A 25,939-nucleotide genomic window follows, 5' to 3' on the forward strand; every position below is an offset into this window, starting at 1 on the left:
CAATGACCAGACGAATCACCGAACTACTCATCGCCGCACTTACATTGCTCGGAGCCGCCATGGCACAGCCCAAATCCCCCGCCGCCTATCCCGCTGCGCTCGAAAAGCTCAATGACGAGTTCATGGCCAGCTTCTTCCAGTTCCAGCCCAGCGCCGGAACTCGCGCCGGCTTCCACCAGTACGACACGCAGCTTGAGAGCTTCGATCCCCAGCGCGTCTCTAAACAGATTGCGATCTACGAAACGTACATCCAGCGCCTCCAGTCCCTCGATACCAAGGGCTGGTCGCGTTGGGCGCTCGATGATCGCGAGATGCTCGTCTCCTTCGTCCACTCGCGCATTTTCGAGCTCCAGACGCAGCAGGTCTGGCGACAGAATCCCGACTACTACTCCTCCGTCCTCAGCGACTCTACCTTCCTCCTCATGGGACGCAACTTCGCCTCGCCTGCCGAGCGCCTCGCCTCGCTCATCGCCCGCGAACGCCAGATGCCAACGCTTCTCCGCCAGGCGCGCACCAATCTCCAGAACCCGCCACGCATCTTCACCGAAATCGCACTCGAGCAGCTCCCCGGCATCATTGACTTCTTCCATCGCGACGTCCCCTCTGCATTCGCCGCCGTCAAAGATCCCAAGCTCCAGTCCGACTTCGCTCAGTCCAACGCCGCCGTCATCGCCGCGCTCACCGAATACGAATCCTGGCTCAAGGCTGACCTTCTACCGCGCTCTCGCGGAGACTTCCGCCTCGGAGCCAAGAATCTCCAGCAGAAGCTTGCCTACGAAGAGATGGTCGATGTTCCTCTCGATCACCTTCTCGAGGTCGGCATGGCCAACCTGCGCCGCAATCAAAGCGAGTTCCAGCGAGTCGCCAAGCTCATCGATCCCTCGAAAACGCCCGCCCAACTTCTCGCCGCCGTCGAAACCGAGCATCCACCTGCCGACAAGCTCCTCGATGCCTTTCGCGGCAAGCTGACCGGCATTCGCGAATTCACCGACACGCATTTCATCATCACCACCCCTTCGCGCCAGCTTCCCATCCTCGAAGAAACGCCGCCCTTCATGCGCGCCACCACATTCGCCTCCATGGACGCCCCCGGCCCCTTCGAGACCCGTGCCACCGAAGCTTATTTCAATGTCACGCTTCCCGAGCCAGGCTGGACGCCCGCGCAGGTTGAGGAATACATGGCCGCCTACAACTGGGGAGTCGTCACCAGCACCGCCATCCACGAGGTCATCCCCGGCCACTACGAGCAATACCTCTGGAATGAGCACGTGCCCTCGCGCATCCGCCAGTTCCTCTCGCTCGACCTCAGCAACACCGGCAGCCACTTCTCCGGAACCAACGTCGAGGGCTGGGCTCACTACACCGAGCAGATGATGATCGACGAGGGTTACGGCCGCGACAATTCCGTCCCCGAAGACAAGGACATCCCTTATCTCAAGCTGCGCCTCGGCCAGCTACAGGATGCTCTCCTGCGCAACGCCCGCTACGTCGTCGCCATCCGCATGCACACCGGCACCATGAACATGGACGAGGCCGTTGCGTTCTTCGAAAAAGAGGGCTACCAGACCCACTCCAACGCCACTCGCGAAATGAAGCGCGGCACCGGCGACCCGACCTACCTTATGTACACCCTCGGCAAGCTTCAGATTATGAAACTGCGCACCGACTGGCAGCACCGCCAGAAAACCGTGCCTCCGCCCAGCGCTTTCCACGACCTGTTCATGCGCCAGGGAGTTGCCCCCGTCAAGGTCATCCGCCGCGCCCTGCTCGAGGACGACTCGCCCACCCTGTAATCGCCTTGTCCGGCCCGTGCACATACGGGCCGGACGGCATACAATACTTTGTTTGCAACATGATCGAAATTCCATTCCGAACCCACAGCACACGTCACGGTTTTGGAATCTAATCTCATCGAGTACATGACGATGGATATGAAAGTTCGCAAAGCCGTTTTTCCTGCCGCAGGCATGGGCACCCGCTTCCTTCCGGCCACCAAGGTCATGCCCAAAGAGATGTTGCCGGTCGTCGATAAACCCATCATCCAGTACGGTGTCGAGGAGGCCATCGCCTCCGGATGCGATGAAATCATCCTCGTCACCGGTCGCGGCAAGGTCCTCATGGAGGACCATTTCGACGTCAGCTTCGAGCTCGAACATTCGCTCGCCCTGCGGCACAAGTCCTCGCTTCTCGAGACCGCCAAGCAGATCGCGCGCATGGCCCACGTCAGCACCGTACGTCAGAAGGAGCCTCTCGGCCTCGGTCACGCCGTCCTCATGGCCAAGCGCCTCGTCGGCAACGAGCCCTTTGGCGTCATCCTCCCCGACGATCTCGTGGACTCCCCCGAGAACCCTTGTCTCAAGCAGCTCATCGACGTCTTTGAAGAGAAGCACGCCTCCGTCATTGCCACCCAGATCGTCGATGGCCAGGCCATCTCAGCCTATGGTGTGCTCGACGCCAAGCCCGTCGATGGTTTCGACGGACGCCTCTTTGAAATCTCCGACATGGTCGAGAAGCCCAGCTTCGACGATGCGCCCTCGAACCTCGCCATCATCGGACGCTACGTCCTCACTCCGCGCATCTTCGAGATGATCGAAACCATCACTCCCGGCGCCGGAGGCGAGCTCCAGCTCACCGACGCTATGAAGAAACTCCTGCGCCACGAAAAAATCTACGGCTTCGTCTTCGAAGGCAAGCGCCACGATGCCGGAGACAAACTCGGATTCCTCAAGGCCACCGTCGAGTACGCATTGCAACGCGAAGACCTCGGCCCCGCGTTCAAGCAGTACCTGCTCTCGCTCGACATCGAGCAGGCCTCGCACGGCCCCCTGCTTCCCGAAATCAAAACCACTGTTCGAGAGAAAGCCCCGAAGACCTTATGATCCAGTTGCTTGTTCGTTGGATTATTAGCGCCGTACTGCTGCTCGTCGTCTCCCGCCTCGTGCCCGGCTTTGAGGTCGATGGCCTCCGCTCGGCACTCATCGCCGCCGTCGTCATCGGCCTCGTCAACGCCACCCTCGGAGCCTTCCTCAAGATCGTCACCCTGCCTCTCAGCATCCTGAGCCTTGGCATCTTCCTGCTGGTCATCAACGCCCTCATGCTGATGTTCGCCTCCACCTTCGTCCGAGGCTTCGTCGTCCACGGCTTCGCCCCTGCCTTCTGGGGAGCCCTGCTTCTCTCCCTCCTCAGCATGCTGACCCGCTGGCTCACCCCCTCCGGCAACTAGCACTAAAAATCGAGCGAGGCCCAAACTGGAGAAGCATGCCCCTCCTGCTCTGGTGCGCTTGCCTTCGCTCTTACTTTTGCCTTCGCCCCTTGTCTTTGCTCTTGCCTTTGCCTTGCTCTTGCTCTTGCCTTTTGGGGTGTCATCCTGAGCGCAGCGAAGGACCTCGGGGTTGCAATTGCAATTGCAGTTGCAGTTGCAGTTGCTGTTGCTGTTGCAGTTGCAGTTGCTGTTGCAGTTGTCCTTGTTCTTGCCTTTGTTTTGGGGTGTCATCCTGAGCGCAGCGAAAATCTCGAGGTTGCAGTTGCAGTTGTTGTTGCTCTTGCAGTTGTCCTTGTTCTTGCGTTTGTTTTTGAGGCGTCATCCAGAGTGAAGCGAAGGATCCCAGCCTCCGCCGCGGTCTCCACCTCCGCCCCAGGTCACCAACCACCCCTCTTCAGGGTGCCCCATCCTAAAACTCGCGCCTTTTGCGAGTTTAGGGTGGGGTAGTTGACATTGCCTTTGCTCTTGCCCTGCTAATAAGCCCTGAGGCGAAGCCGAAGGACCACTTACAATCCCCTCAGCCTCATCACCGTTTCCCCCACATCCCCCTGCTGAAAAATCCTGATCCCCGCCACACCCTTCGCCCCTGCCTGCGCGCACAGAGCGGCCCTCTCCACATCCACTCCTCCCAGCGCAAACACCGCAAACTCCCGTGCACTATCTCCGGCCTCTACTCTCCGATCAACGGTGCGCCCCACACCCGCCGCCGTAATTAACTCCTCCAACCCAATGCCCACTTCCGTCACACCCACCTTCTCAAACACTGGCGCCAGCACGGCAAAATCCGCTCCCTGCGACTCCGCCATCCTCACCTCCTCCGCCGAATGACACGAGCACGCCACAATCATCGAACGCCCCGCTACCGCTCTCACTTCGGAAGCCGCCACATCGTTTCCCGTCAGATGCACTCCATCCGCTCCCACCGCCAGCGCCACATCCGTTCGATGATTCACCAGAAGCCGCGTCTCGCCCTCCCCACGCACAACCCGCAGCGCCTCCGCCGCCAGCCTTTCCAACTCGCGCCCCGAGAAATCCTTCTCGCGAAGCTGAATGTAGTCCACCCCCGCCGCGGCAGCCCGCGCAATCACCCTCAGCAATTCCGCCCGCTGCTCGCCGTCGCTTCCTGCCAACTGCTTCCGATCCGTAATGTAGTAAGTCAGCACAAGGGAACTCTAACGCTTGCCAGTTTGTGTAGGGAAGGAATTAAGAACAACTCGGGGGGGGCAGAGTTCTCGGTCATCGCTCGTGGCCCACTCAACGCTCTTTTTCGTTGAGTGGAGAAGTTCATCGTCGTTCCAAATTGAGGTAGTAAGTGCTAAAGCAATTTATCGCCAACTATTTCGGATTAGCACGAAAAACTGCCCACAAGTCGCAGTTCGCGTGAGGTTCTTCGGGATGAAGGGAGCGCAAATTCGCGTTTACGTCCTTGGCGCGCCTGAAATCCGTCAGCAAACCGTAAACGGAAAGCTCGGTATTGGCAAATGCATCGGGGAACCCGCCGCAATTAGTCAGTGCGCTAATGCCAGTTTGTGCTTCTACTAAGTCGTAGCCCACGAACTCGAACCCGTCCACGGGCGAGTGCTCTAAGTGGCAAGTGGGGTTCCGAACAACACAGAGCAGGTTCATTTTTTCGAATCCCGCGATTTGCTGCCGCAAGAACTCCAAATCCCGGAAGTAGAAAAGCATGTAGTCCTCATTGACGATATGCGGCCAGTAGTCGTCACGAATGCCTTTCAGAATTGGTGGACACAGCACCGAATCAAGGCTGACGATTTCAGTCAGTTGTGTGAGTCCCGACCATTCGATGTACTTGAGCCATCCCTCCCCTTCGGCGGGGCTGAACGGTACTGTTGCGATAAACCATGGAGTCATCGCTTGAAATTTACCATTGCGCCGGAGAGTTGGCCACAACAAGCCTTTCTCCTCGCTGCATCGGATTGACCTCCCATAAACAAAAAAGGCCACCTCCTCGGAGGCAGCCTTTCCACCACTCAGACAACTCTACTTCGCCGGAACTGTCCACCCTACCTTGGTTCCTGCCTTAGCATTCTGCTCATCGAGCCACTTTTTCAGCGGAGCAAAGTATTCCATCATCGCACCTGCATCCATGCGATCTTCGCCGGTCAGTGTCTTTAGAGCCTCAGGCCAAGGCTTGCTCATGCCGAGTTCCAGCATCGCGTTCAGCTTCGCGCCTGCTTCCTTGTTGCCATAGAACGAGCAGCGATGTAGCGGCCCTGTCTGTCCTGCCTCGTGGCACATCGCGCGATAGAACTGGAACTGCAATATCCGCGCCAGGAAATACCTCGTGTACGGCACATTAGCCGGTACGTGATACTTCGCGCCCGGATCGAAATCCGCTTCTGTCCTTGCCGCCGGAGGAACCACGCCCTGATACTTCGCCCTTAAATTCCACCACGCCGTGTTGTAGTCCGCCGGCTTAATCTCGCCATCGAACACCTTCCAGCGCCACTGGTCGATCAGCAATCCAAAAGGCAAAAACGCGACCTTGTCCATCGCCTGCCTCAGCAGTAGCGCCGTGTCATCGCTCTCCGGAACCTTCTCGATCAGCCCAACCTGCTTCAAATACTCCGGCGTAATCGAAAGCGCGATCGTGTCGCCAATCGCCTCGTGGAATCCGTCATTCGCGCCGCTCATAAACAGGAACGGCTGATGCTTATACGCCCGCTGGTAGAAGTTGTGCCCGAGCTCATGATGCACTGTCACAAAATCTTCATCGCGAATCTGGATGCACATCTTCAACCGCAGATCGTCCTGGTTATCGAGGTCCCACGCACTCGCATGGCACACTACGTCGCGATCCCTCGGCTTGATGAACTGCGAGCGCTCCCAGAAGGTTTCCGGCAGCGGCGCAAAGCCCAGCGACTTGAAGAAGTTTTCGCCGTAATGCACCATCCCGAGCTCATCGACTTTCTTCTGCTTCAGCAGCTCGGTCAGGTCATACCCTGCGCCCTTGCTGTTCGCCGGAGCCACAAGCGGATAAATATTCCCCCACTCCTGCGCCCACGGATTCCCCAGCAGATCGGCCCGAATCATCCCATTTGCGTCCGCTGCCTGCGGCCCATACTTCTTCACCAACTGGTTGCGAACATAAGTGTGCAGCGACTCATACAGCGGCTTCACCTGGTTCCACAGCCGCTCCGTCTCCGCCGAAAACTGCTCGGGCGTCATGTCGTAATTGCTGCGCCACTGCGCGCCCATGTCTTTGAATCCCAACTCGCGCGCGCCCTTGTTCTGCAACTCCACATAGCGCGCATATCGCTTGCGCATCGGAGCCCCAATCGCGTGCCATCCCGTCCACAGATCCTTCAACTCCTCCGGATCGCGCGATGTCGCGAGAATCTTCTCGATTTCGCCAATCGCCAGACACTTTCCCGCATTCGGTCCCGCCTTCGCACAATACTTGCCCTTGCCGTAATCGCCTTCCAGACCGCTTGCAAGCTGCGTGTATTCCTCGCGCTCCTTGGCATCCGAAAGGGAGAACAACTGCAACTTCAGCAACAGAAATTTCCTTGCCAGCACCGGAGGCAGATCCAGTCCGTCGAATCGCTTCACGTCCGTCCCCAGCCGCGTCATCTCGGCAATCAGCCGCTCGTTGTAGTCGGCTGCAATCGACTCTGTATCATCGGTAATGAACGTGGCCTGCACCCACTGCGCCCGCGCGAGCTTCACGTTCAACTCGTTGAGCTTCGCCTCGGTTTCGGCCATAAATTTCTCAGCATCAGCCACCGTGGGCTTTGCCGCCGTTTGCTGCATCTTTGACTCCTGCGGAGTGGCCGCCTTTTGTGCGGATTGCGCCGCGACCAGTGTGCTCGCGCCTGCCGTCAGCGCTGCAATAGCGATAAGTGATTTGATGGCACCAACCATGGTTCCTCCCCAAAGGTGCCCATTGTAAACGTTCTCCGTCCTGAATTCAGTCCTCTTCCTTCTAGGACTGGATGTACGCCCCATTTCCTCGTAAACTTTGGTCGTCCCCTCGCGTCCCTCTAGCGGCTCGCATGTGGGATTCACGACAGAGGCGTGCTTATGAACGACATTACCTTTAACCCTTCGGTAGTTCGCCTCCTCGTCATCGTGGGCCTCCTCATGCTTTCGCAGTTCCTGAACTTCAAGCGCAAGCCCACGCCGCCCGGCCCCGTTAGCCAACCCACTCCGCCCAAGGACTCACCTCTCGAGCTCATGCGTCAGGCCATGCTCGAAGCACGCCAGCAGGCCCAATCCCGCCAGCGCCGCCCTGGCTCTCGCCCCACCTTCGGCGGCGAAAACCCGAGCCAGACCAGCACCCCTGTCCTCCAGGAATTCCCCATGCAGGTGCCGCCACCCTTCTCCTCGGGAGAGCAACTCCAGATGCCGCCTGCCATCCAACCCGAGTCGTCCTTCTTTCCGACTCTGCTGCTGATCGCCCTCGCCGTATGCCTCGTCGCCATGGCCTACATGCGTTGGGCAAGCTAAGGACATCGCACCCGCCGACCGCATCCAAATCTAGGTGAGCCTTGGAACTCAGGTCGTCTATCTATTGCTGATCGCCTTACCCATTGCGTGTGTCTCCTGGACGGTGACTCATGAGGAAGTCTTCCGCGAGCTGCGTGAATACGCCACCCGCCGCAGCAACGAGGATCCCACTCTCCTCGGACGCAAGTTCTTCTACCTGCTCACCTGCGAATACTGCTTCAGCCACTACGTAACGATCTTTTTTCTCATCATCACGCGCTTCCACCTAATCTTCTCCGACTGGCGCGGATACCTGATCGCCTTCTTCTCCTTGCCCTACGTCGCCAATCTCTACATGGGCCTCTTCGCGCAAACCAAGCTCGAAGCCAAGAAAGATCGCGTCTCCGCCAAAGTCATTCAGGAAGAATTGGAGATCAAACAGATCGAGAAAGAATGCAAGAAACTCGACCACGTCCAGCGCGAAGCCGACCTCCGCGAACCCGAGCAGCCCCGCATCACCCCCGCCGCCTAACAGGCAGACACCTCGGCCGGTGTCATCCCGAGCGCCGCGAGTTTGCACGGGTGCCCGATCTTAACTCGCGCCTCCCGGATCTCGGGCGGGTGTAGTTGAGTTTAGGGTGGCGTAGTTGCTTTTGCCTTTGCTCTTGTTTTGCATTTGAACTCGGACTTGGATTTTTCAGTGTCATCCTGAGCGCAGCGAAGGACCTCGGAGTTGCTCTTGCCTTTGCCGTTGCTCTTGTTCTTGCCTTTGCCGTTGCTCTTGTTCTTGCCTTTGCTGTTGCTCTTGTTTCTGAGGTGTCATCCTGAGCGCAGCGAAGGACCTCGGGGTTGCTCTTGCCCTTGCCTTTGTTCTTGCTGTTGCCTTTGCTTCGTTCTTGCTCTTGCCTTTGCTCTGTTTTTGACGTTGATTTACGTTGTCATCCTGAGCGCAGCGAAGGACCCCTACCGCCTAGCACCTTGCTCTTCCAACACACCATCCGAGCGCACTTCCATCCCTGCCATCGCCCGATCCTGCCACCCTCGCATCACAAGCATCGCCACCGAACTCCCCACCAGACACATCAGCATGTCATTCTGCGTGTCCCACGGATCTCCCTGCCCACCCAGGAACGCATCCGCCGCCGTGCCTGTCGCGACTGCCGTCACATACTCAAACAGTTCATAGCACGCGCTGATGCACATACACACGGCGATGGCCAGAACCGCCGCCCACCCTCGCTTCACGATTCCACGCCTGATAAACACCTCGCGCGCAATCATCGCCGGCACAAACCCTTGCGCAAAGTGTCCCAGCCTGTCGTAGTGATTTCGTCCCAGATGAAACGCCTGGCTCACCCACTCACCCAAAGGCACGCGTGCATACGTGTAATGTCCACCCACCATCAGAATGATCGAGTGAATCAGGATCAGCGTGTAAACCAGCGGAGTAAACCGAAAACGAAAACGGGTGGCCGCGAGCACGGCCACTCCGATCAAAGCAGGCAGAACTTCCAGAAACCACGTGAACGGATCATACGTATGAATTGCCGACGCAATCAGCGCCACCGCAAACACAACGCACAGCCCCAACTCATACCGCCAACCGTTTCCGTTCTCGCTCATGATGCCCTCAGCGCATCAGCATACCGCCATTCACATCCAGCACGTGACCTGTAATGTAGCCCGCTTCTTCGCTTGCCAGGAACGCCACTGCGTTCGCCACATCCATATCCGTGCCCTGGCGTCCCAGCGGAATCTGCGCCGCAATGCCAGCCTTCTGCTCATCGGTTAGAGCCTCCGTCATCGCCGTCGCAATATATCCCGGAGCCACCGCATTCACCGTGATGTTTCGCGAAGCCACTTCGCGCGCCACCGACATCGTCAGTCCGATCAGCCCTGCCTTCGATGAAGCGTAGTTTGCCTGTCCCGGCGCGCCCATCTCGCCCACAATCGAGGTGATGTTGATAATGCGTCCCCAGTGCTGTTTCAGCATTCCGCCGATCACAGCCTGTATCAGCAGAAACGGCGCACTCAGATTCGTGGCCAGCACGTCGTCCCAGTCCGGGCGCTTCATCCGCATCAGCAGCCCATCGCGCGTGATTCCAGCGTTGTTTACCAGGATGTCGATTTTCCCAAGCTGTCCGGTGATCTCTTTCACCGCCGCCTTGATCGCGTCGCCCGAAGCCACGTCCAGTTTGAATGCCGCAGCCTTCCCGCCCGCGCCTTCAATCTGCGCTTGTACTTCCTTCAGCTTGTCTTCATTGCGAGCTGCCAGTGCGACAGTTGCTCCGGCTTTGGCGAGTGTCACGGCGCAGGCGCGCCCAATTCCCTGCGACGCTCCGGTGACGAGCGCCACGTGTCCCTGCAAGGACTCCATAGATCACCTCAGATATGCAATTGGAACTTAGCGGATTATAGCTGACCAGCCTACCCGAGTTGACCGGAGATCTGCACTTCTGCTGCTTCTTCGCCGCTCGCCACGCCGCCGCCGCGCCCTTTGTTGTCCGGTGCAAAGAGTGTTCGCAGGAAGGGAACTGGCAGTACGGTTGTCACTGCCGTCATCACGATCACGATTGCATAGGCACGCTGCGAAATCATGTTCATCTGCAGACCGATGAGTGCCACGATCAGCGCAACTTCTCCGCGCGGCGTCATGCCCACTCCCACCTGCAACATGCTTCGCCATCCTTCGCGATACATCGGCAGCCCGCAGCCAACGATTTTCGAGACCACTGCCAGCCCCGATATCGCAAAGGCCAACACCACCACTGAACGCGAAAACACCGACAGGTCCAGCCGTGATCCCATCGTGAAGAAGAAGAAAGGAGAGAGGAATTGATTGATCGCCTGCGACCGTGGCTCCAGGTTCCATCGCGGAGAGTAATCAGCGAACGCTAGGCCCGCAAAGAACGCGCCGATAATCGCCGCCATACCGATCCGCGTTGCTGCCACCGAGAGACCAAGACACAGCGCCAGTGCCAGCACCAGCGGAGCATCCTGCGTCTGCATCTGCTGAATGCCCGGCCGCAGCCGGTCCACCACCTGCGGAGCCACATAGATCATGAACAGCGCAAAGCCCACGGCCTCCACCGTCACCAACCCAAGATGCAAATACTGAATTCCGCCCGTGCTCACCGTGCTTACCAGCACGCCCAGCAACAGCATTCCCAGGATGTCATCGAAGACCGCGGCTCCCAGAATCACTTGTGCTCCGCGCGACTTATGCACGTTCATGTCGCGCAGCACGCGAGCCGTGATTCCCACGCTCGTCGCCACCATCGCCGCCGCTACAAACACTGCTTCGTGCGTTGGTTCGTGATTCATCTTCAGGAAGAAGAATCCCATCGCAAATGGCAGCACAATTCCCGCCACTGCCACTCTCAGGCTTAGCCTTCCCACGCGGATCAGGTCTCGAGGCGAGGTCTCCAGCCCAACCGTGAACAGCAGGAACACTGCTCCCACTTCGGCGATCGAATTGATTGTGTCTCCCGGAATTACGAAGCGCGTCGCGTAGGGCCCAAGAACTACTCCCGCCAGAATCTCACCCAGCACTGCGGGCAGGTGAAGTCGTTCAAACAGCTCACCAAAAACCTTCGCCCAAACGAAGATCGTGAAAAGCTGCAGCAGAAGTGAGTCGGTCCCATGAGGCATCTGTCAGTCCAGGGTGCGGCGCATGCGCTTCCGGCGCGGAAGGCTTACGTTATTTATTGTGCGGTAATTGAAGGCTATCCAGCGAGCAAAATCGAAGGCTGCAGTACGTTTATGGGCCAAAGCTGTGCTGCTCTATCGGTGTGAATTGCCGCTTCAGGGATGATCTACTCTGGAATCCCGAGTGGCGCATTCTGGCATATTCTTTCGTGTGCTTCTACTCTCGAATTCCTTAACACTCTGCTCTGGATTCATGCAATGTTAGCGACGTCCGATAAATCATCCTCCCCCTTGCATACGACCATGAAGACAAGATTCTTGTACACTTTGCAATCCACCTTAGGCATAGCTGTCAGCGCCGTCTGCGCCATCGCTCTCGCCTTAGTCTTCTCTCGCACTCCATGGAAAATGATTGTTCCGTTCGTGTTCACCGCCGTTCTGGTGCTACTCGCCAGCCGTTTCGGTGCCATGGTGAGTGTAGTCGGCTCCTTGCTCGCTGCCATCATCTTTTCGCAGCTTCTGTTCTCCCCGCTACACTCCGTGCGTGTCGATAACGATGCCGAACGAGGCACCCTCGCTTGGATGATCCTGCTCTCCGTCTCGGCCTCTTACCTTCTGTTTCCCTCGCGCACCGACGGACGCCACTTGTAGTTGTTGTTCTTGTGAATGTGCCGGACTCATGCGGGACGATTATGTCTGCGTGATCTTTTTAGCGTCCCAGTTGAATTCTCTCCGGCGCCCAAACCAGCGTCTTCAACGAACGCGAAAAGTGGCATAACTCCGGTGTCGTTTCAACATTCAGTCCCGCTGCGACCGCGATCGTATTAGCACCCACCGCAATGCTGGCTTGCTGCATCATCCACGGTTGATGGTGCACCTCGATGCGATACATCTTTCGCCTGTTCCACGAATACACGCAGTAACGCTCGGTAAGAAATTCATCCAGACTTCCTCGCGCCGCCCGCTTCGCTTCACCTTCGGGACAATATCGCACGTCGAGTTCAGCCCGGCCTTCCTGCGGCTGTGGACCATGCAGACGCCGCGAGTGGAATCGAATTTCACCGCCCGCCGCTTTTCTCGCCTCCACCGTTGCTCCGCTCACATTCATCGATGCATGCCAATATGGCAGCCTGAAGAACATTCGCGCCATCCACACCGCCGACAGGTTTGCTGCATCCACGCTGAAGTAGTACAGGCCCGGCTTCCCCTGCAATGTCACATACGTGCGCAGCGTCACCTGCGGAAAAAACGATAACCCCGGCAGCGGAGGAATCCCGCTCGGCCGCACATGGCTCGTCGAGAACGCCGCCAGCGAAACCCACGCCACCCCGTCATACAGATCGAGCGTCAACTCATGCGGCACCATCTCCCGCACCATCGCAGGATCGGCAGGGAAGTGCGCCAGCAACAGATCGTTCCAGTTCTGCGACAGCAGCCACGGCGCATCCGGAGGCATCCACGGCCGATGCTCAATCTCATACAGCAAACTTCCCGCCGTAATAAATCGTGTCTCTACTTCCGGTTCCACCATCACTCCCCATTGCCCAGGGATAGCTCCCCGCGAGAGTTCATCATATCCGCACTTTAGGGCACACATCCTAAAACTCGTGCTTTTGCGTTCTCGATCAAAATGGAAAACATCTACCGATCACAGGTGAACAGGCGTCCTCTCCTTACGGGTGCACGGTGCCCCACCTCTGCCTTCCTTTGGCAGAGGTGGGTGTTTTGCTTTTGCTCTTGCCTTTGCCTTCGCTCTTGCCTTTGCCTTTGCTCTTGCTTTTGCCTTTGCTCTTGCCTTTGCCTTTGCTCTTGCTGTTGTTCTTAAGGTGTCATCCTGAGGCGAAGCCGAAGGACCCCAGCCGCCCTCCCAATCTCCACTGCCGCTCCAGGTCACCTACCACCAACCCGCTCTTGTCCTTGCCCTCCCTTTGCTGCACAATCGAACCCATGACCGAACCGGCCTCCGCTACTCCTTCCGCTGCCCAGCCCTCTTCTGCCGAAACGCAGGTGTACTGCATTCACGGCGCTGCCCCGGAAGTCCAGGCCTACGCCATGGCCAAGTACTCGCGCTCCTCGCTTTCCATCAAGCAGTCCCTCACCGAGCTCAACGACGAGAAAGCGGAGAAGTTCCTCGGAACCTTCTATTTCCAGTACGGTCATCGCTCCATTGCCGACCTTGCTCACATCGCCATGGCCATCGAGCGCCTCTCCATCCTCGCCGCGACGCTTGTCGTCGATGAAACCCGCTGGGACGGACAGGAGCGCTCCACCCGCTATCAGGATTTCAAGAAGAGCGGCCACTACACCCCGCGCTTCGCCGACCCCGCCGACACTCGCCTCTACGAAGACACCATCGAGTTCCTCTTCTCCGAATACCGCAAGTTCAGCGAACTCAACTTCGAGTACCTCAAGTCAAAAACCCCCAAGCCCGCCGACCTGCCGCAGGAATCCTACGATCGCACCCTGCGTGCCCGAGCCTTCGACATTTCGCGCTACCTGCTTCCGCTCGCTACGAATACCTCACTCGGACAAATCGTCAACGCCCGCACACTCGAAACCCAGGTCTCGCGCCTTCTCGGCAGCGAGTACGAAGAGGTCCGCACCCTCGCCGATCGCATGAAGCAGGCCGCCCGCGGCTCCGCCTGGGACGTCAATACCGAAAAGCGCCGCGCCCTCGTCGATCAGGTCGCTGCCAAAGATCCGGCCCTCGCCGAGCAGCTTCGTGTCGAACTCCTGCGCGAAACAAGGGTCTGCCCCACGCTCGTCAAGTACGCCCAACCCTGCGGCTACGAACTCTCCACCCGCACCGAGCTCGCCCACGCCGCCGCCGAGCTGATGCACGGAGCGCCCATCTCTCCCGCTCCCGAGGTCGATCTGCTCGACGACGATCCGCTCGAAATCGAGCTGGCCACCACGCTTCTCTACGAACACTCCGACTACTCATACCGCCAGCTTCGCGAAGCCGTTTCCGCCCTCTCCGCCGCCCGCCGCGATGAAATCATCGACCTGGGCCTGCGCCATCGCGGGGCTCACGACGAAATCCTCCGCCCCTACAGCGCCGGGCAGAAATTCCGCTTCGACATCCTCATGGATATCGGCGCCTACCGCGACCTCCATCGCCATCGCCGCTGCGTGCAGATTCACCAGCCTTACGGCTTTGCCCACGGCTTCGAGACCCCTCGCGAGATTCAGGATGCCGGCCACTCCGCGCTCTACTCCTCGGCCATGCAGCGCGTCGCCTCCGCCGGAGCCCAACTCGCAGCCTCGCTTTTCGCTCGCGGCGAAGCCACCCAGCCCACGCACTACCTCGTCCCGCTCGCCTACCGCAAGCGCACTCTGTTCAAAATGGATTTTGCCGAGGTCGTCTACATCAGCGAGCTCCGCACCGGCCCGGGCGGCCACTGGAGCTACCGCAAAGTTGCCTATGAGATGTACGAAAAGGTCGCCGAGCGCCACCCTTCGCTCGCCCGCTACTTCCGCGTGACCGACATCCACCAGCCCATCGATCTGCTGCAAAGATAAGGCTCGCAATATGCCCGGAAATAGCAGCAATATTTCCGGGCATATTTTGCCCAACCTTTCACCTTTCATTCCCCTTGGCCTTCGCCCGTGCTATTCTCACCCTCAGCCGCCATTTCTGCCGTGATGATTGCAAATGCAATGCGCAATCCGCATCGTGATTCGAGCAAAGGTGGCTCCGGGCGGTAGCTTCCGCACCCACAATTTTTCAGCCACGCGCCCGCCAGGCGCTTTGGCAAGGAGTGCTTCATGGCCGACGATCGGTCCCGCGCAATTGATCTTGCGCTCTCTCAGATTGAAAAGCAGTTTGGCAAGGGCTCCATCATGCGCCTGGGAAACAAGGGCCCCATCACTCCCATGTCGGTGATCTCCACCGGTTCCATCTCCTTCGACTCCGCTCTCGGCGTCGGCGGAGTTCCCCGTGGCCGCGTCGTTGAGGTCTTTGGCCCTGAGTCTTCGGGCAAAACCACCATCACCCTCCAGATCATCGCCGAAGCCCAGAAAGCTGGCGGCATGGCGGCCTTTGTCGATGCCGAACACGCTCTCGACCCCGCTTATGCCAAGAAACTCGGCGTCGATGTCGATAATCTCCTCGTCTCGCAGCCCGACTACGGCGAGCAGGCCCTCGAAATCACCGAGGCCCTTGTCCGTTCCGGCGCCATCGATGTTCTGGTCGTTGACTCCGTCGCTGCCCTTGTCCCCAAGGCCGAACTCGACGGCGAAATGGGCGACAGCCACGTCGGCCTGCAGGCGCGCCTCATGTCTCAGGCTCTCCGCAAACTCACCGGCACGGTTTCGAAGTCGCGCACCTGCCTCATCTTCATCAACCAGATCCGCGAAAAGATCGGTGTCATGTTCGGTAATCCCGAAACCACCACCGGCGGACGCGCCCTCAAGTTCTATTCCTCGGTTCGCATCGACATCCGCCGCATCGCCGCCATCAAGGACGGAGACCAGGTCGTCGGCTCACGCACCAAGGTCAAGATCGTCAAGAACAAGACCGCCGCGCCCTTCCGCGAAGCCGAGTTCGACATCATGTACGGCGAAGGCATCAGCCGTGAAGGCGACATGCTCGACCTCGCGGTCGATCGCAACATCGTCGAGAAATCCGGAGCCTGGTACAGCTTCGATGGCGAACGCATCGGCCAGGGCCGCGAGAACGCCAAGAACTTCCTCAAAGAGAACAAGGACGTCGCCGCCAAGATCGAGCAAGCCGTGCGCAAAGCTCTCGGCCTCGACCGCGCCGCCTCCGAAGCTCCGGCCGACCCCCAACCCGCCGCCCCCAAGGAAGTCGCTGCCGCCAAGGCCGCCATGCCCAAAAAGTAACCATATCCTCAACCAAAAAGGGACGGATCAAATCCGTCCCTTTCTTTCGCTCTTGCCTAGCCTTCGCCTCTTGCCTTTGCTCTTGTTTTGCCTTTGCTTTTGCCTCTGTTCTGACCTTGCCCTCAGAATGCGTACCCCGTAGTCGTCGTGGCTGTGGGAAAGTTGGAAAGCGTTTTTTGCTTTCCTGCTTTTCCATAGCCTGCTTTGGTTCGTGTTTGTTCGAACTGAATCGGGCTGAGGTAGTTCAGAGCTGAGTGCAACCGGGTTTGGTTATACCACCGTAGCCAGTTCAGGATTTCATCTTTCGCTTGGCGATGGGTGGCGAAGCGTTTGCCGTGCAGCCGCTCTACTTTGAGCGAGGCAAACAGGGTTTCGCTCACGGCGTTGTCCCAGCAGTTGCCCTTGCGACTCATGGACGCTTGGATTCCATGCTCTTTCAGTCGCTGACTGAACTCATCGCTGGCATACTGGCAGCCCCGATCGCTATGAAAGATCAGCCCGCTGTGTTTGCCCGGACAGCGCTCGAACCAAGCCATTTCGAGAGCGTCGATCACCAGTTCGCTCCGCATATGATCGCGCAGAGACCAACCCACAACACGGCGGCTGAACAGGTCGATCACCACCGCCAGGTACAGCCATCCTTCGTCGGTTGGAATGTAGGTGATGTCTCCAACCCAGACTTTGTTCGGAGCGGCGGCCGCGAAGTTACGATCCAGAAGGTTCGGCGCAATCGGCAGGTTGTGCCGGCTGTTCGTAGTCATCACTCGGAAGCGCCGTTTGCCGCGGGCTCGAATGCCGTGCTGCTGCATCAGTCGTTGGATCCGCTGTTTGCCGACGCGCACGCCCTGCTCGCGCAGTTGCCGCCAGATGCGCGGCCACCCGTAGGCTCCGCGATGCTCGGCATACACCGCGCGGATGTGCACCAGCAGTGCTTCGTCGCTCAGGTGGCGGAGAGCGTTGCGTCGACGGGCAAAGTGTTCATGGTAGCCGGCCACGCTCACCCGCAGTACCCGGCACTGCACACGGATCGGCCAGACACGCCGGTGGCGTTGGATGAAGGCGTATTTCATTTCTGGCCTTTCGCGAAGTACGCCGTCGCTTTTTCCAGGATGTCGCGCTCCATCTTGACCCGCGCCAGTTCGGCCCGCAGACGGCTAATCTCCATCTGCTCGGCGCTGACCGCCTTGCCATGGTCGGCGCCCTTGAGTTTGCCCTCCCGGTGCGCTTTTACCCAGTTGGACAGTGTTTGCTCAATCAGACCCAGACTTCGCGCCGCCGAAGCGATACTCTGGCCAGACTCAACCAGTCGCACCGCCTCCTGCTTGTACTCCAGCGTGTACCGCGCCCGTCTCCCCTTCCCCATCTCCGCTCTCCCTACTGCGATTGGATGATCGCTCAGCATGGGGTACGTTTGGCAGGGGCAAGATCATTCTTGCTTCTGCTTTTGGTTTTCTTTGTTTTTAAGGGTGTCATCCTGAGCGCAACGAAGGACCCCAGCCGACGTTGGCATCTGCTCCTCCGCCCCAGGTCACCTACCACCACCTACACCACCTCGTGCTCCGTCTCTACCACCACCCCTGCCCGATGCCTCCGGTAGCTCTGCCACAAAATCCTCGCCGCTGCCATGATCGGCACCGCAAAGTAGACTCCTGCCACCCCTGCAATCTCGCCTCCTGCCAGCACGCCAAAAATCGCCGCCAACGGATGCACTTCGACCCTTCCTCCCAGCACCCTTGGTGAGATCAGGTAGTCCTGCAATCCGCGCCACACCAGCAGAAAAGCCAGCACCGCCAGCAAATGCCCATAGTTCAGCCCAAAGCTCACCGCCAGAATCAGCGCCCCTGCCACCAGCGGCCCCACGAATGGAATGAACTCCAGCAACCCGCCCAACGCACCCAGCGCCCACGAATACGGCACCCTCATGATCGTCAGCACCGTCATATAGACCACGCCCGAAATCGCGGCGAGGTACAACTGCGCCCTCACAAAATGCGAAAGCATGTCATCCAGGCTGCTCAGAATGTCGCGCAGTATCTCCCTACTTCGCGGATCTTCCACCAGCCCCTCGATATTCCTTCCAAACTCGCTTTTGTCCTTCAGAAAGAAGATCGCCAGAATCGGAATCAGTACGATCCACAGCGCATTCCCCGCCACTTCCGTCACTTTCTTGCTTTGCGCGCTGATTGCCGAAAGCACATCTTCGCGATGCCCCACAATCAGCTCTTGAGCCCGTGCCTGTGTCTCCTGGCTCCAGCCCCGCGCCCTTCCCACCTGGAAAGCGATACTGCCGTTGGCGACTTTAGTGTAGAGATCCGGTGCCGCTGCCGTCAGGTGCCGTCCTTCCTCCATTACCCGTGGACCAACGACCACGCCCACAATCGTCAGTGCCGCAAAAATCGCGACATAGGTTATCGCGATTGCCACGCCTCGCCCGCGCCGTGTCCAGCGCTGCACCAGCGCGATCAGCGGCTCCAGCAGATAGGCAAACAGCATGGCAAATAGGAAGGCCAGCACCGGCTTGCGCGCCATCCACGTCAACCCCAGCAGCGCAACCATTGCCAGCACCGTGAACAGAATCCGTAGAGTATGTTTGTCGAAAAAGCTCATAAATTGTTTGGCCCTGTAAGTCGCCCAATTGTAGAGCCATGGGCCAAACTCTGCATTGCACGCGCCGCCGCGACGACCTGTCTCCGTTCTGATGCGCTTTTCCTCATTCCCAGCGGCTACGCCTCGCTCCCCACCTTTTCTAATCTCAACCTCTGGTGCCCAAACTTTTCAAATCTCCACCTTCGATACCCGAATTTCAAATCTCCACCTTTGGTGCCCTACCTCTGCCTTCTTTTGGCAGAGGTGGGTGTCTTGCTCTTGCCTTTGCTCTTGCTCTTGCATTTGCTCTTGCCTTTGACCTTCGCTCTTTCGCTGTCATCCTGAGCGCAGCGAAGGACCGCTACCGCACCACCCCTCTCCCGGGATCCCCCGGAGCAAACGAAAGCGAGGCCCCCAGTTGCCTCCTCTCTCTCCTGCGGCATAAAATCAGAGCATATTTTTGGCGCTGCCCCGAGGCACATTGAAGCGAGTCATTGCCATCTACCCTGGATCGTTCGACCCACCGACCAACGGCCACCTCGACCTGATCCAGCGTGGAGCAAAGATTTTCGACGAACTCGTAGTAGCCCTTTTGCGGAACTCCGAAAAGTCTCCACTCTTCACCATTGATGAGCGCCTGGAAATGTTGCGCGAGTGCACCGGGAGTCTCTCAAATGTCCGCATCGAATCGTTCGAAGGTCTGCTCGTCGATTACGCACGTCAGCGCGATGCCCAGGCGGTTCTCCGTGGCATTCGCGCCGTCAGCGACTACGAGTACGAACTCCAGATGGCTTGGATGAATCGCAAACTCGATCCCACTCTGGAGACAGTGTTCATGATGCCCGCCGAGGCTTACTCCTACCTGAGCTCGCGGCTGGTACGCGAAATTGCCTCGCTGGGCGGCACGCTCGCAGGCCTTGTTCCTCCCTCCGTGGAGGCGCGCTTGCGCGAGCGCTACAAGCCTCCCGTGCAGGCGTCCAAGTAACTTTCCGCTGCTCCGGAGAACACGCCCGAAGCGCAATCCAAATCCGTAACGCGAAAGGAATTCTTAGTGTCCACTACCGCAGCTACCGCATTTACGGCACGCATTGGCCGCATCGAAATCTCGGCCACCATGGCCATCAACAACGACGCGACCACTCTACGCGCGCAGGGTGTGGATCTTGTTGACTTCGGTGCCGGCGAACCTCACTTCGCCACCCCTGAGCACATCAAGCTCGCGGCCATCGAGGCCATCCAGAACAACTTCACCAAGTACACCGCGGTCGCCGGCATCAAGGATCTTCGCGCAGCCATCGCCTCACGCCATCAGCAGGACTTCGGCTCCGCCTACGCGTGGGACGAAACCATCGTCACCACCGGCGGCAAGAATGCGCTGTTCAACACCTTCCAGGTCCTCGTCGATCACGGCGATGAAGTCATCATCCCCGTGCCGTACTGGGTTTCCTTCAAGGACATGGTCGAGTACTGCGGAGGCAAGTGCGTTTTCGTTCCGACCGTCGCTTCCGAAGACTTCCGGCTCACCGCCGCCATGGTCGAGAAGGCCATCACGCCGCGCACCCGCATCATCCTGCTCAACTCGCCCAACAATCCTTCCGGCGCCGTCGTTTCGCCCGAGGATCTGGCCGCCATCGTCAAGCTCGCAGCCTCGCGCGGCATTTATGTCATGAGCGACGAGTGCTACGTCTATCTCGACTACACCGGCCACCCGTTCTCTCTCGGCTCGCTCAAGGAATACAAGGACTCGCTCCTGCTCATGGGCTCGTTGTCCAAGACCTACTCCATGACCGGATGGCGTCTCGGCTACGCCCTGGCTCCCAAGCCCGTCATCAACCAGCTTCAGAAACTCCAGAGCCAGTCCACGTCCAACCCGACCTCCATCGTGCAGAAGGCCGGACTCGCCGCCCTGACCGCCTCTCAGCAGTGCGTGGCCGACATGCGCGCCGAATATATCCAGCTTCGCGAGCGCATCGTCACCGGACTCCGCGCCATCCCCGGCGTCAAGTGCAATATGCCTGAGGGCGCGTTCTACGCCTTCCCGGATGTTTCTGAAATCGCCACGCGCGCTGGCATCACCACCACCGAACTCACTTCGCGCCTGCTGCGCGAAGGACACGTCGTTGGCGTCCCCGGTGAGGCATTCGGCTTGCCAGGACACATCCGTTTCTCCTACGCCACTTCCGCCAAGGAGATTGACCGTGGCCTCGAACGCGTAAAGACCTTCTTCGCCTCGCTCTAATCGGTTGTCGGTGGCCCAGAGTTGGCCTCCAAATCGGTGCGAGAGTAATCGGTGGCCCAGAGTTGGCGTTTTTCCAACTCTGGGCCTGCTTCCTCCAACAGAAACGCATTGTCGCTTGCAGTCATCAATAGTCAAGGTGCCCCATTCATCGTTGAGTGGGGCCTTTGCTTTTGCCGTTGCTCTTGCTGTTGCTTACGGGTGCCCCATTCAACGCTCTTTTCGTTGAGTGGGGCTGTTGCTGTTGTTCTTGCTGTTGTTCTACTCTTTCCCCGCCCTCTTGCTTTTCCGTTGCTCTTGTCCCCTCCGAAGTGTCATCCTGAGCACAGCGAAGGACCTCGGGGTTGCTTGCCGCAATTCTTAATTCCCCTTTGTTGAATCCCGTCTTTCGGGATGCGGCAAACGGCATCTTCACCCCCGCCAAAGCTCATCCAACCGAATGTGCGCGATTGTTTTTCGCGCCCGGTCTAAGCAAACACGATCATGCCGTCACTGTATCCGCTTCTTATTCTTCCGGAGTTTCACGAACGAGTCTGGGGAACCCGCGATTTGCGCCCCTATTTCACCCGTCCAGTCGAAGGCGAGCCCATCGGCGAAGTCTGGCTCACGGGTGAAGATTGCAAGGTAGCCAACGGCCCGCTCGCAGGACAATCCTTGCGCGATCTGTCTTCCCAGTTCGCAGCCGAATTCACTGGCAACGCCTCACCCGAACCCGCTCGATTCCCGCTCCTCGTCAAGTTCTTGTTTCCGCGTCAAAAGCTCAGTGTCCAGGTTCATCCCGATGACGCTCGCGCCCAGCAGAGCGGCCATCCTTGCGGCAAGACCGAGTGCTGGTATGTCGCCCGTTCCATCGAAGGCGCAAAAGTCGGACTCGGCCTCCGCCCCGGCATCAATCGCGATATGTTCCGCCGCGCCATCGAGGAGCGCCAGGCCGAACACATGCTCAACTGGCTCGACGTTCACGCCGGAGACATGGTTTACGTCGATGCCGGAACCGTGCACGCCATCGGCCCCAACGCCATTTTCCTCGAAACCCAGCAGAACTGCGACCTCACCTATCGCCTCTACGATTACGGACGTCCCCGCGAACTCCATCTCGAGCAGGGCCTCTCCGCCATTGAAGAGAAGACCCACGCCGGACTCGTTCCTCCGCAGCCCATCCCCGGATTCAGCGGCCGCGACGGACACGACCTCCTTGTGGCCTCACCCTGCTTCGTCGTCGAGAAACACAAAATCGACCGCCCCCTCACGCTCCACTCCGATCCCGGCCAGACCTCCGTCGAGGTCCTCGTCTCCGTCGAGGGCGGAGCCGTCGTCGAGTGTGCCGATGCGCAGACCGTCCCCTTCATGCGTGGCGAAACCGTCGTCATCCCCGCGTCCATTCGCGAATACACCATCCGTCCGCAGTGGTCGGCTGAGATTCTCCGCATGCGCCTGCCATCGGAAAAGCTGGCACAGCCCCTCACAAATCTGCATACTGGAAGTGCAATCACGCATATTTAGTCAGAGGGATTATCTTGGCGAAGACTCGCAAGCCTGAGTTTTACCCCATCATTCTGGCCGGAGGACGCGGCACGCGCTTCTGGCCTCTCAGCCGCAAGGCTTTTGCAAAGCAGCTTCTGCCGCTCAACTCCGAGCAGTCCATGATTCAGGAAACCGTGGCTCGCCTGCTTCCCATGGCGCCTGCCGAAAACTTCTGGATCATCACCAACGGCGACCTTCGCGACAACATTGCGCGCCAGCTCCGCTCGCTGTCCAAGAAGCAAATCGTTGCCGAGCCCACCGGACGCAACACCGCCCCCGCCATCGGACTAGCCGCCTTCATTCTTCATCGCCGCAATCCCGACGCCGTCCTTGGCCTGTTTCCGTCCGATCAGGTCATCGCCAAGGAAAAGCAGTTCCGCCGCGATCTCCAGACCGGCATCGCCCTTGCCGCGGCTTCTGAAAACATCATCGTCATGGGCGTCAAGCCCACGCGTCCCGAAACCGGCTACGGCTACATCGAGGCCGGAGCGGCCTACAAAGGCGCCGTCACCCACGTCACCCGCTTCCGCGAAAAGCCCGACCGCGCCACCGCCGAACAGTTCCTCGCCGCCGGAAACTTCTATTGGAACAGCGGCATGTTCCTCTGGTCCGCGCGCACCCTGGTCAACGCGCTTCGCCAGTACCTGCCCGCCACCGCCGCCATACTTGAGAAAATCGCTGCCACCTGGGGCACCCGCAAGTTCGACGAAACTCTGCGCAAGCTCTACCCCAAGTGCGAAGACAAAAGCGTCGACTACGGAATCCTCGAGCCCCGTTCCGCCGAGCGCGAGTCCAACATCTTCTGCATCCCTGCCGACTGGGGTTGGAACGATCTTGGCTCCTGGGCCGCGCATTTCGAGCACCGCATCGCGCAAGGCAAGCACAAGGACAACGTCATCGCCGCCGCCGAGCACTTCACTCTCGACGCCCACGACAACTACCTCCACGCCCCTGGCAAATTCATCGCCGCCGTCGGTGTCGAGGGCTTAGTGGTTGTCGATTCCGGAGACGCCCTCTTGATCACGACCATCAAGCGCTCGCAGGATGTCGGCAAGATCGTAAAATATCTCGACCAGCAGAAGCGGTCGAAGCTCGTATAGCTTTCTGCTATTTGAAAAGTTTGTTCGAGGGTGGCCCAGAGTTGGCGCATTTCCAACTCTGGGACCGCTTCCTCACACAGTGTGGCTGCGACATTAAAAGCAGAGTGGCCCACTCAACGCTCATTTCGTTGAGTGGGGCTGTTGTTCTTGCTCTTGTTCTTGCTTTTCCTCTTGTTCTTGCTTTTGTTCTTGCTCTTGCTCTTGCTCTTGCTCTTGCTCTTGTTTTTGTTTTTGTTTTTGTTTTTGTTTTTGTTTTTGTTTTTGTTTTAGGTGTCATCCTGAGCGCAGCGAAGGACCTCGGGGTTGCCCTTGTTCCTGCCCTTGCTCTTGCTTTTGCTCTTATTCTTAGCTGTCATCCTGAGCGCAGCGAAGGATCCCAGCGCAGTCCAAATATTCACCGCTGCCCGAAAGGCTTTTCGGCCACGAATTTTCACCGCGCACTCTCCGCAACCAGTCGGTTGCCCCAGACTCGCGCCCATCTTTAGGCACTAACCTGGGTTTAAGCAACAACGCATCAAAGGACTCATTCCCATGACTCAGCAAATCAAGTTCGGCACCGACGGTTGGCGCGGAGTAATCGCCGACGACTTCACCTTCGAAAACGTCCGTCGTGCCGCCCACGCCATCGCCAACTACGTCCATAAATACGAAGACCCGTCCAAGGGCATCCTCGTCGCCTATGACACCCGCTTTGGTTCGCGCCGCTTCGCCGAAATCACCGCCGAAGCCATCGCCTCCAGCGGCATCCAGGTCAAGCTCGCCCGCGAAATCACGCCCACGCCTGCCCTCAGCTACATGGTCAAAAAGCTCGGCTCCGCCGGCGGCGTCATGATCACCTCCAGCCACAATCCGTGGAATTGGAACGGCGTAAAGTTTAAGGCCAGTTACGGCGGCTCGGCTTCTCCCGACATCATCAAGAAAATCGAGTCTTTCCTCGACGCACCGCATGTCGAGGGCCCCGGTGGCTCCGTCACCGAAGCCGATTTCAAGACCGACTACATCGCCGCCGTCAAAGCCTTCGTTGATCTCAAGCTCATCGCGCAGGCCAAGCAGAAGTTCGCCGTCGATGTCATGTACGGCGCCGGACGCGGCATCATCTCCGACATCTTCACCGAACTCGGCGTCCCTCACATCCAGATCCACGGCGACATCAATCCGCTATTCCCCGGCATGAACCCCGAGCCCATCCTGCCGCACCTGCGCGGCCTTCAGGAAGCGGTCGTAGCCAATCACTGCGACGCCGGACTCGCCACCGACGGTGATGCCGACCGCATCGGAGCCGTTTCCGAAGACGGTGCCCTCGTCGATGCGCACAAGTGCTACGCCGTCCTCCTCGAGTGGCTTCTCAAGCGCAAGCAGTGGCCCGGAGCCATCACCCGCGCCTTCAACACCACCAAGATGCTCGACCGCATCGCCCACGCCTACAATCGCGAACTCATCGAGCATGGCATCGGCTTCAAATACGTTGCCGACATCGTCCTCAAGGGCAAGCAGGTCCTCATCGGCGGCGAAGAATCCGGAGGCATCGGCATCCCCAGCTTCCTGCCCGAGCGCGACGGCACCCTCAACGCTCTCCTTCTCGCCAACGTCATGGCCGAAGAAGGCAAGTCCCTCGGCCAGCTCGTCGAAGATCTCCAGCAGAAATACGGACGCCACTACTACGGACGCCGCGACCTGCACCTCACCGAAGAGATCAAGCAGTCCGCCCTTCGCCGTGCCGCCGCCCGCCCCGCCACCATTGGAAAGTTCCGTGTCGAACACATGGAAGACCTCGACGGCTTCAAATTCTTCTTTGACATTCCTGCGGCCGCCCTCAGCGCTTCATCCGTGAAACAGGCCCCCGGAGTTGAACCTGCCGAAGCCTGGGTCCTCGTTCGCGGCTCCGGCACCGAACCTCTGCTGCGCGTTTACAGCGAAGCTCCCACTCCCGAGCTGGTTGACGAAATCCTCGCTGCCACCCTCGAGTTCGTGCACGAGCGCGCCACCAACGCCTAATGCGAACCAAGCACCGCGGGCGAGCACTCCGTGTACGCTAGCGAAGCACCAAGCACCGCGGGTGCCCCACATACGCTTGCCTCTTTTGGCAAGCGTATGTGGGATCTAACAAAGACGCGCGAAGCGCCTTCATAGATTGTTTTTGCCTTTGCAGTTGTTCTTGTCTTTGTCGTTGATCTTGGTTTGTCGTTGATCGTGGTTTTGTTTTTGCGCTTGCCTCTGCCTTTAAGGGTGTCATCCTGAGCGCAGCGAAGGACCTCGGGGTTGCCCTTGCCCTCATCCTTCGCGCAGCGA

General features: G+C 58.9%; 24 protein-coding genes. 14 read left to right on the top strand and 10 right to left on the bottom strand.

The annotated features are described in order from the left end of the window. The first annotated feature begins 2 nt into the window (after positions 1 to 2). The 3 genes from AC6IY8_RS16915 (at position 3) to AC6IY8_RS16925 (ending at position 3,223) form a co-directional block, all read left to right on the top strand. Positions 3 to 1,793, top strand: coding sequence for a DUF885 domain-containing protein (locus AC6IY8_RS16915; protein ID WP_497775813.1), 1,791 nt, complete (start codon positions 3 to 5; stop codon positions 1,791 to 1,793). A 132-nt stretch (positions 1,794 to 1,925) separates the two neighbouring features. Next, complete coding sequence (galU, locus tag AC6IY8_RS16920; protein WP_497778643.1) at positions 1,926 to 2,879, top strand: UTP--glucose-1-phosphate uridylyltransferase GalU; 954 nt, start codon at positions 1,926 to 1,928, stop codon at positions 2,877 to 2,879. Further along, positions 2,876 to 3,223: a phage holin family protein gene (locus tag AC6IY8_RS16925; protein WP_497775814.1), complete on the top strand. Its 348-nt coding sequence runs from the start codon at positions 2,876 to 2,878 to the stop codon at positions 3,221 to 3,223. Before galU ends, AC6IY8_RS16925 begins: the two co-directional genes overlap by 4 nt. 139 nt (positions 3,224 to 3,362) lie before the next feature. On the opposite strand, the gene AC6IY8_RS16930 is transcribed toward AC6IY8_RS16925, so the two are convergent. The 4 genes from AC6IY8_RS16930 to AC6IY8_RS16945 form a co-directional block, all read right to left on the bottom strand. Then, positions 3,363 to 3,584: a hypothetical protein gene (locus AC6IY8_RS16930; RefSeq protein WP_497775815.1), complete on the bottom strand. Its 222-nt coding sequence runs from the start codon at positions 3,582 to 3,584 to the stop codon at positions 3,363 to 3,365. 184 nt (positions 3,585 to 3,768) lie between these two features. Further along, positions 3,769 to 4,425: a thiamine phosphate synthase gene (locus tag AC6IY8_RS16935; RefSeq protein WP_497775817.1), complete on the bottom strand. Its 657-nt coding sequence runs from the start codon at positions 4,423 to 4,425 to the stop codon at positions 3,769 to 3,771. 172 nt (positions 4,426 to 4,597) lie between these two features. Further along, entirely contained in the window at positions 4,598 to 5,227 is a 630-nt protein-coding gene (locus tag AC6IY8_RS16940) for a hypothetical protein (RefSeq protein WP_497775818.1), read from the bottom strand. Between the two features lie 36 nt (positions 5,228 to 5,263). Next, on the bottom strand, positions 5,264 to 7,147 hold the full coding sequence (locus AC6IY8_RS16945) for a M2 family metallopeptidase (RefSeq protein WP_497775819.1): 1,884 nt from the start codon (positions 7,145 to 7,147) through the stop codon (positions 5,264 to 5,266). 159 nt (positions 7,148 to 7,306) lie between these two features. Here AC6IY8_RS16945 and AC6IY8_RS16950 point away from each other — a divergent pair, with 159 nt between their 5' ends. Together AC6IY8_RS16950 and AC6IY8_RS16955 are read left to right on the top strand one after the other, a co-directional pair. Beyond that, positions 7,307 to 7,732: a hypothetical protein gene (locus tag AC6IY8_RS16950; protein ID WP_497775822.1), complete on the top strand. Its 426-nt coding sequence runs from the start codon at positions 7,307 to 7,309 to the stop codon at positions 7,730 to 7,732. A gap of 34 nt (positions 7,733 to 7,766) precedes the next feature. Continuing rightward, the gene (locus tag AC6IY8_RS16955; RefSeq protein ID WP_497775825.1) at positions 7,767 to 8,243 is read left to right on the top strand and encodes a hypothetical protein; all 477 of its coding nucleotides are present in this window, start codon (positions 7,767 to 7,769) and stop codon (positions 8,241 to 8,243) included. Between the two features lie 431 nt (positions 8,244 to 8,674). On the opposite strand, the gene AC6IY8_RS16960 is transcribed toward AC6IY8_RS16955, so the two are convergent. From AC6IY8_RS16960 to AC6IY8_RS16970, 3 genes are read right to left on the bottom strand one after another with little or no spacing between them, the layout of a single operon-like run. Further along, on the bottom strand, positions 8,675 to 9,334 hold the full coding sequence (locus AC6IY8_RS16960; RefSeq protein WP_497775826.1) for a DUF2238 domain-containing protein: 660 nt from the start codon (positions 9,332 to 9,334) through the stop codon (positions 8,675 to 8,677). 7 nt (positions 9,335 to 9,341) lie between these two features. Then, positions 9,342 to 10,088 (bottom strand): 3-oxoacyl-[acyl-carrier-protein] reductase, encoded by a 747-nt coding sequence (gene fabG, locus AC6IY8_RS16965; protein ID WP_497775828.1) that lies wholly within the window; start codon positions 10,086 to 10,088, stop codon positions 9,342 to 9,344. 50 nt (positions 10,089 to 10,138) lie between these two features. Further along, positions 10,139 to 11,362, bottom strand: coding sequence for a cation:proton antiporter (locus tag AC6IY8_RS16970; protein ID WP_497775830.1), 1,224 nt, complete (start codon positions 11,360 to 11,362; stop codon positions 10,139 to 10,141). Positions 11,363 to 11,662: 300 nt separating this feature from the next. On the opposite strand from AC6IY8_RS16970, the gene AC6IY8_RS16975 reads away from it, so the two are divergent. Then, complete coding sequence (locus AC6IY8_RS16975; RefSeq protein ID WP_497775832.1) at positions 11,663 to 12,010, top strand: hypothetical protein; 348 nt, start codon at positions 11,663 to 11,665, stop codon at positions 12,008 to 12,010. Positions 12,011 to 12,068: 58 nt separating this feature from the next. Here AC6IY8_RS16975 and AC6IY8_RS16980 read toward each other — a convergent pair whose 3' ends face one another. Further along, a complete protein-coding gene (locus AC6IY8_RS16980; protein ID WP_497775833.1) occupies positions 12,069 to 12,956 on the bottom strand; it encodes a YqjF family protein in 888 nt (295 codons plus the stop codon). Between the two features lie 350 nt (positions 12,957 to 13,306). On the opposite strand from AC6IY8_RS16980, the gene AC6IY8_RS16985 reads away from it, so the two are divergent. Beyond that, positions 13,307 to 14,881 (top strand): FAD-dependent thymidylate synthase, encoded by a 1,575-nt coding sequence (locus AC6IY8_RS16985; protein ID WP_497775834.1) that lies wholly within the window; start codon positions 13,307 to 13,309, stop codon positions 14,879 to 14,881. A gap of 246 nt (positions 14,882 to 15,127) precedes the next feature. Continuing rightward, the gene (gene recA, locus AC6IY8_RS16990) at positions 15,128 to 16,204 is read left to right on the top strand and encodes a recombinase RecA (protein WP_497775835.1); all 1,077 of its coding nucleotides are present in this window, start codon (positions 15,128 to 15,130) and stop codon (positions 16,202 to 16,204) included. Between the two features lie 122 nt (positions 16,205 to 16,326). Here the strand turns inward: recA and AC6IY8_RS16995 are convergent. Next, a protein-coding gene (locus tag AC6IY8_RS16995) for an IS3 family transposase (protein ID WP_497775837.1) occupies positions 16,327 to 17,567 on the bottom strand; the annotation gives its coding sequence in 2 pieces (ribosomal slippage) (positions 16,327 to 17,309 and positions 17,309 to 17,567; 1,242 coding nt in all). 179 nt (positions 17,568 to 17,746) lie between these two features. Next, entirely contained in the window at positions 17,747 to 18,811 is a 1,065-nt protein-coding gene (locus AC6IY8_RS17000; protein ID WP_497775838.1) for an AI-2E family transporter, read from the bottom strand. Positions 18,812 to 19,271: 460 nt separating this feature from the next. Here AC6IY8_RS17000 and coaD point away from each other — a divergent pair, with 460 nt between their 5' ends. The 6 genes from coaD (at position 19,272) to AC6IY8_RS17030 (ending at position 25,645) form a co-directional block, all read left to right on the top strand. Beyond that, positions 19,272 to 19,775 (top strand): pantetheine-phosphate adenylyltransferase, encoded by a 504-nt coding sequence (gene coaD / locus AC6IY8_RS17005; RefSeq protein WP_497775839.1) that lies wholly within the window; start codon positions 19,272 to 19,274, stop codon positions 19,773 to 19,775. A 66-nt stretch (positions 19,776 to 19,841) separates the two neighbouring features. After that, positions 19,842 to 21,029, top strand: coding sequence for a pyridoxal phosphate-dependent aminotransferase (locus AC6IY8_RS17010; protein ID WP_497775840.1), 1,188 nt, complete (start codon positions 19,842 to 19,844; stop codon positions 21,027 to 21,029). 480 nt (positions 21,030 to 21,509) lie between these two features. Continuing rightward, the gene (locus tag AC6IY8_RS17015; protein WP_497775842.1) at positions 21,510 to 22,529 is read left to right on the top strand and encodes a type I phosphomannose isomerase catalytic subunit; all 1,020 of its coding nucleotides are present in this window, start codon (positions 21,510 to 21,512) and stop codon (positions 22,527 to 22,529) included. Positions 22,530 to 22,543: 14 nt separating this feature from the next. Next, a complete protein-coding gene (locus AC6IY8_RS17020) occupies positions 22,544 to 23,650 on the top strand; it encodes a mannose-1-phosphate guanylyltransferase (protein ID WP_497775844.1) in 1,107 nt (368 codons plus the stop codon). 104 nt (positions 23,651 to 23,754) lie between these two features. Continuing rightward, complete coding sequence (locus tag AC6IY8_RS17025; RefSeq protein WP_497775845.1) at positions 23,755 to 24,135, top strand: hypothetical protein; 381 nt, start codon at positions 23,755 to 23,757, stop codon at positions 24,133 to 24,135. A gap of 46 nt (positions 24,136 to 24,181) precedes the next feature. Continuing rightward, a complete protein-coding gene (locus AC6IY8_RS17030) occupies positions 24,182 to 25,645 on the top strand; it encodes a phosphoglucomutase/phosphomannomutase family protein (RefSeq protein WP_497775846.1) in 1,464 nt (487 codons plus the stop codon). The last annotated feature ends 294 nt before the right edge of the window (positions 25,646 to 25,939 follow it).

The organism is Koromonas soli (genome assembly GCF_059726265.1).

Coding starts and splice junctions, on each gene's coding strand:
- AC6IY8_RS16915 (WP_497775813.1), top strand. CDS start 3: ATGACCAGACGAATCACCGAACTACTCATCGCCGCACTTACATTGCTC.
- galU (WP_497778643.1), top strand. CDS start 1,926: ATGGATATGAAAGTTCGCAAAGCCGTTTTTCCTGCCGCAGGCATGGGC.
- AC6IY8_RS16925 (WP_497775814.1), top strand. CDS start 2,876: ATGATCCAGTTGCTTGTTCGTTGGATTATTAGCGCCGTACTGCTGCTC.
- AC6IY8_RS16930 (WP_497775815.1), bottom strand. CDS start 3,584: ATGACGCCTCAAAAACAAACGCAAGAACAAGGACAACTGCAAGAGCAA.
- AC6IY8_RS16945 (WP_497775819.1), bottom strand. CDS start 7,147: ATGGTTGGTGCCATCAAATCACTTATCGCTATTGCAGCGCTGACGGCA.
- AC6IY8_RS16950 (WP_497775822.1), top strand. CDS start 7,307: ATGAACGACATTACCTTTAACCCTTCGGTAGTTCGCCTCCTCGTCATC.
- AC6IY8_RS16960 (WP_497775826.1), bottom strand. CDS start 9,334: ATGAGCGAGAACGGAAACGGTTGGCGGTATGAGTTGGGGCTGTGCGTT.
- fabG (WP_497775828.1), bottom strand. CDS start 10,088: ATGGAGTCCTTGCAGGGACACGTGGCGCTCGTCACCGGAGCGTCGCAG.
- AC6IY8_RS16970 (WP_497775830.1), bottom strand. CDS start 11,362: ATGCCTCATGGGACCGACTCACTTCTGCTGCAGCTTTTCACGATCTTC.
- AC6IY8_RS16975 (WP_497775832.1), top strand. CDS start 11,663: ATGAAGACAAGATTCTTGTACACTTTGCAATCCACCTTAGGCATAGCT.
- AC6IY8_RS16980 (WP_497775833.1), bottom strand. CDS start 12,956: ATGTGTGCCCTAAAGTGCGGATATGATGAACTCTCGCGGGGAGCTATC.
- AC6IY8_RS16985 (WP_497775834.1), top strand. CDS start 13,307: ATGACCGAACCGGCCTCCGCTACTCCTTCCGCTGCCCAGCCCTCTTCT.
- recA (WP_497775835.1), top strand. CDS start 15,128: ATGGCCGACGATCGGTCCCGCGCAATTGATCTTGCGCTCTCTCAGATT.
- AC6IY8_RS17000 (WP_497775838.1), bottom strand. CDS start 18,811: ATGAGCTTTTTCGACAAACATACTCTACGGATTCTGTTCACGGTGCTG.
- AC6IY8_RS17015 (WP_497775842.1), top strand. CDS start 21,510: ATGCCGTCACTGTATCCGCTTCTTATTCTTCCGGAGTTTCACGAACGA.
- AC6IY8_RS17030 (WP_497775846.1), top strand. CDS start 24,182: ATGACTCAGCAAATCAAGTTCGGCACCGACGGTTGGCGCGGAGTAATC.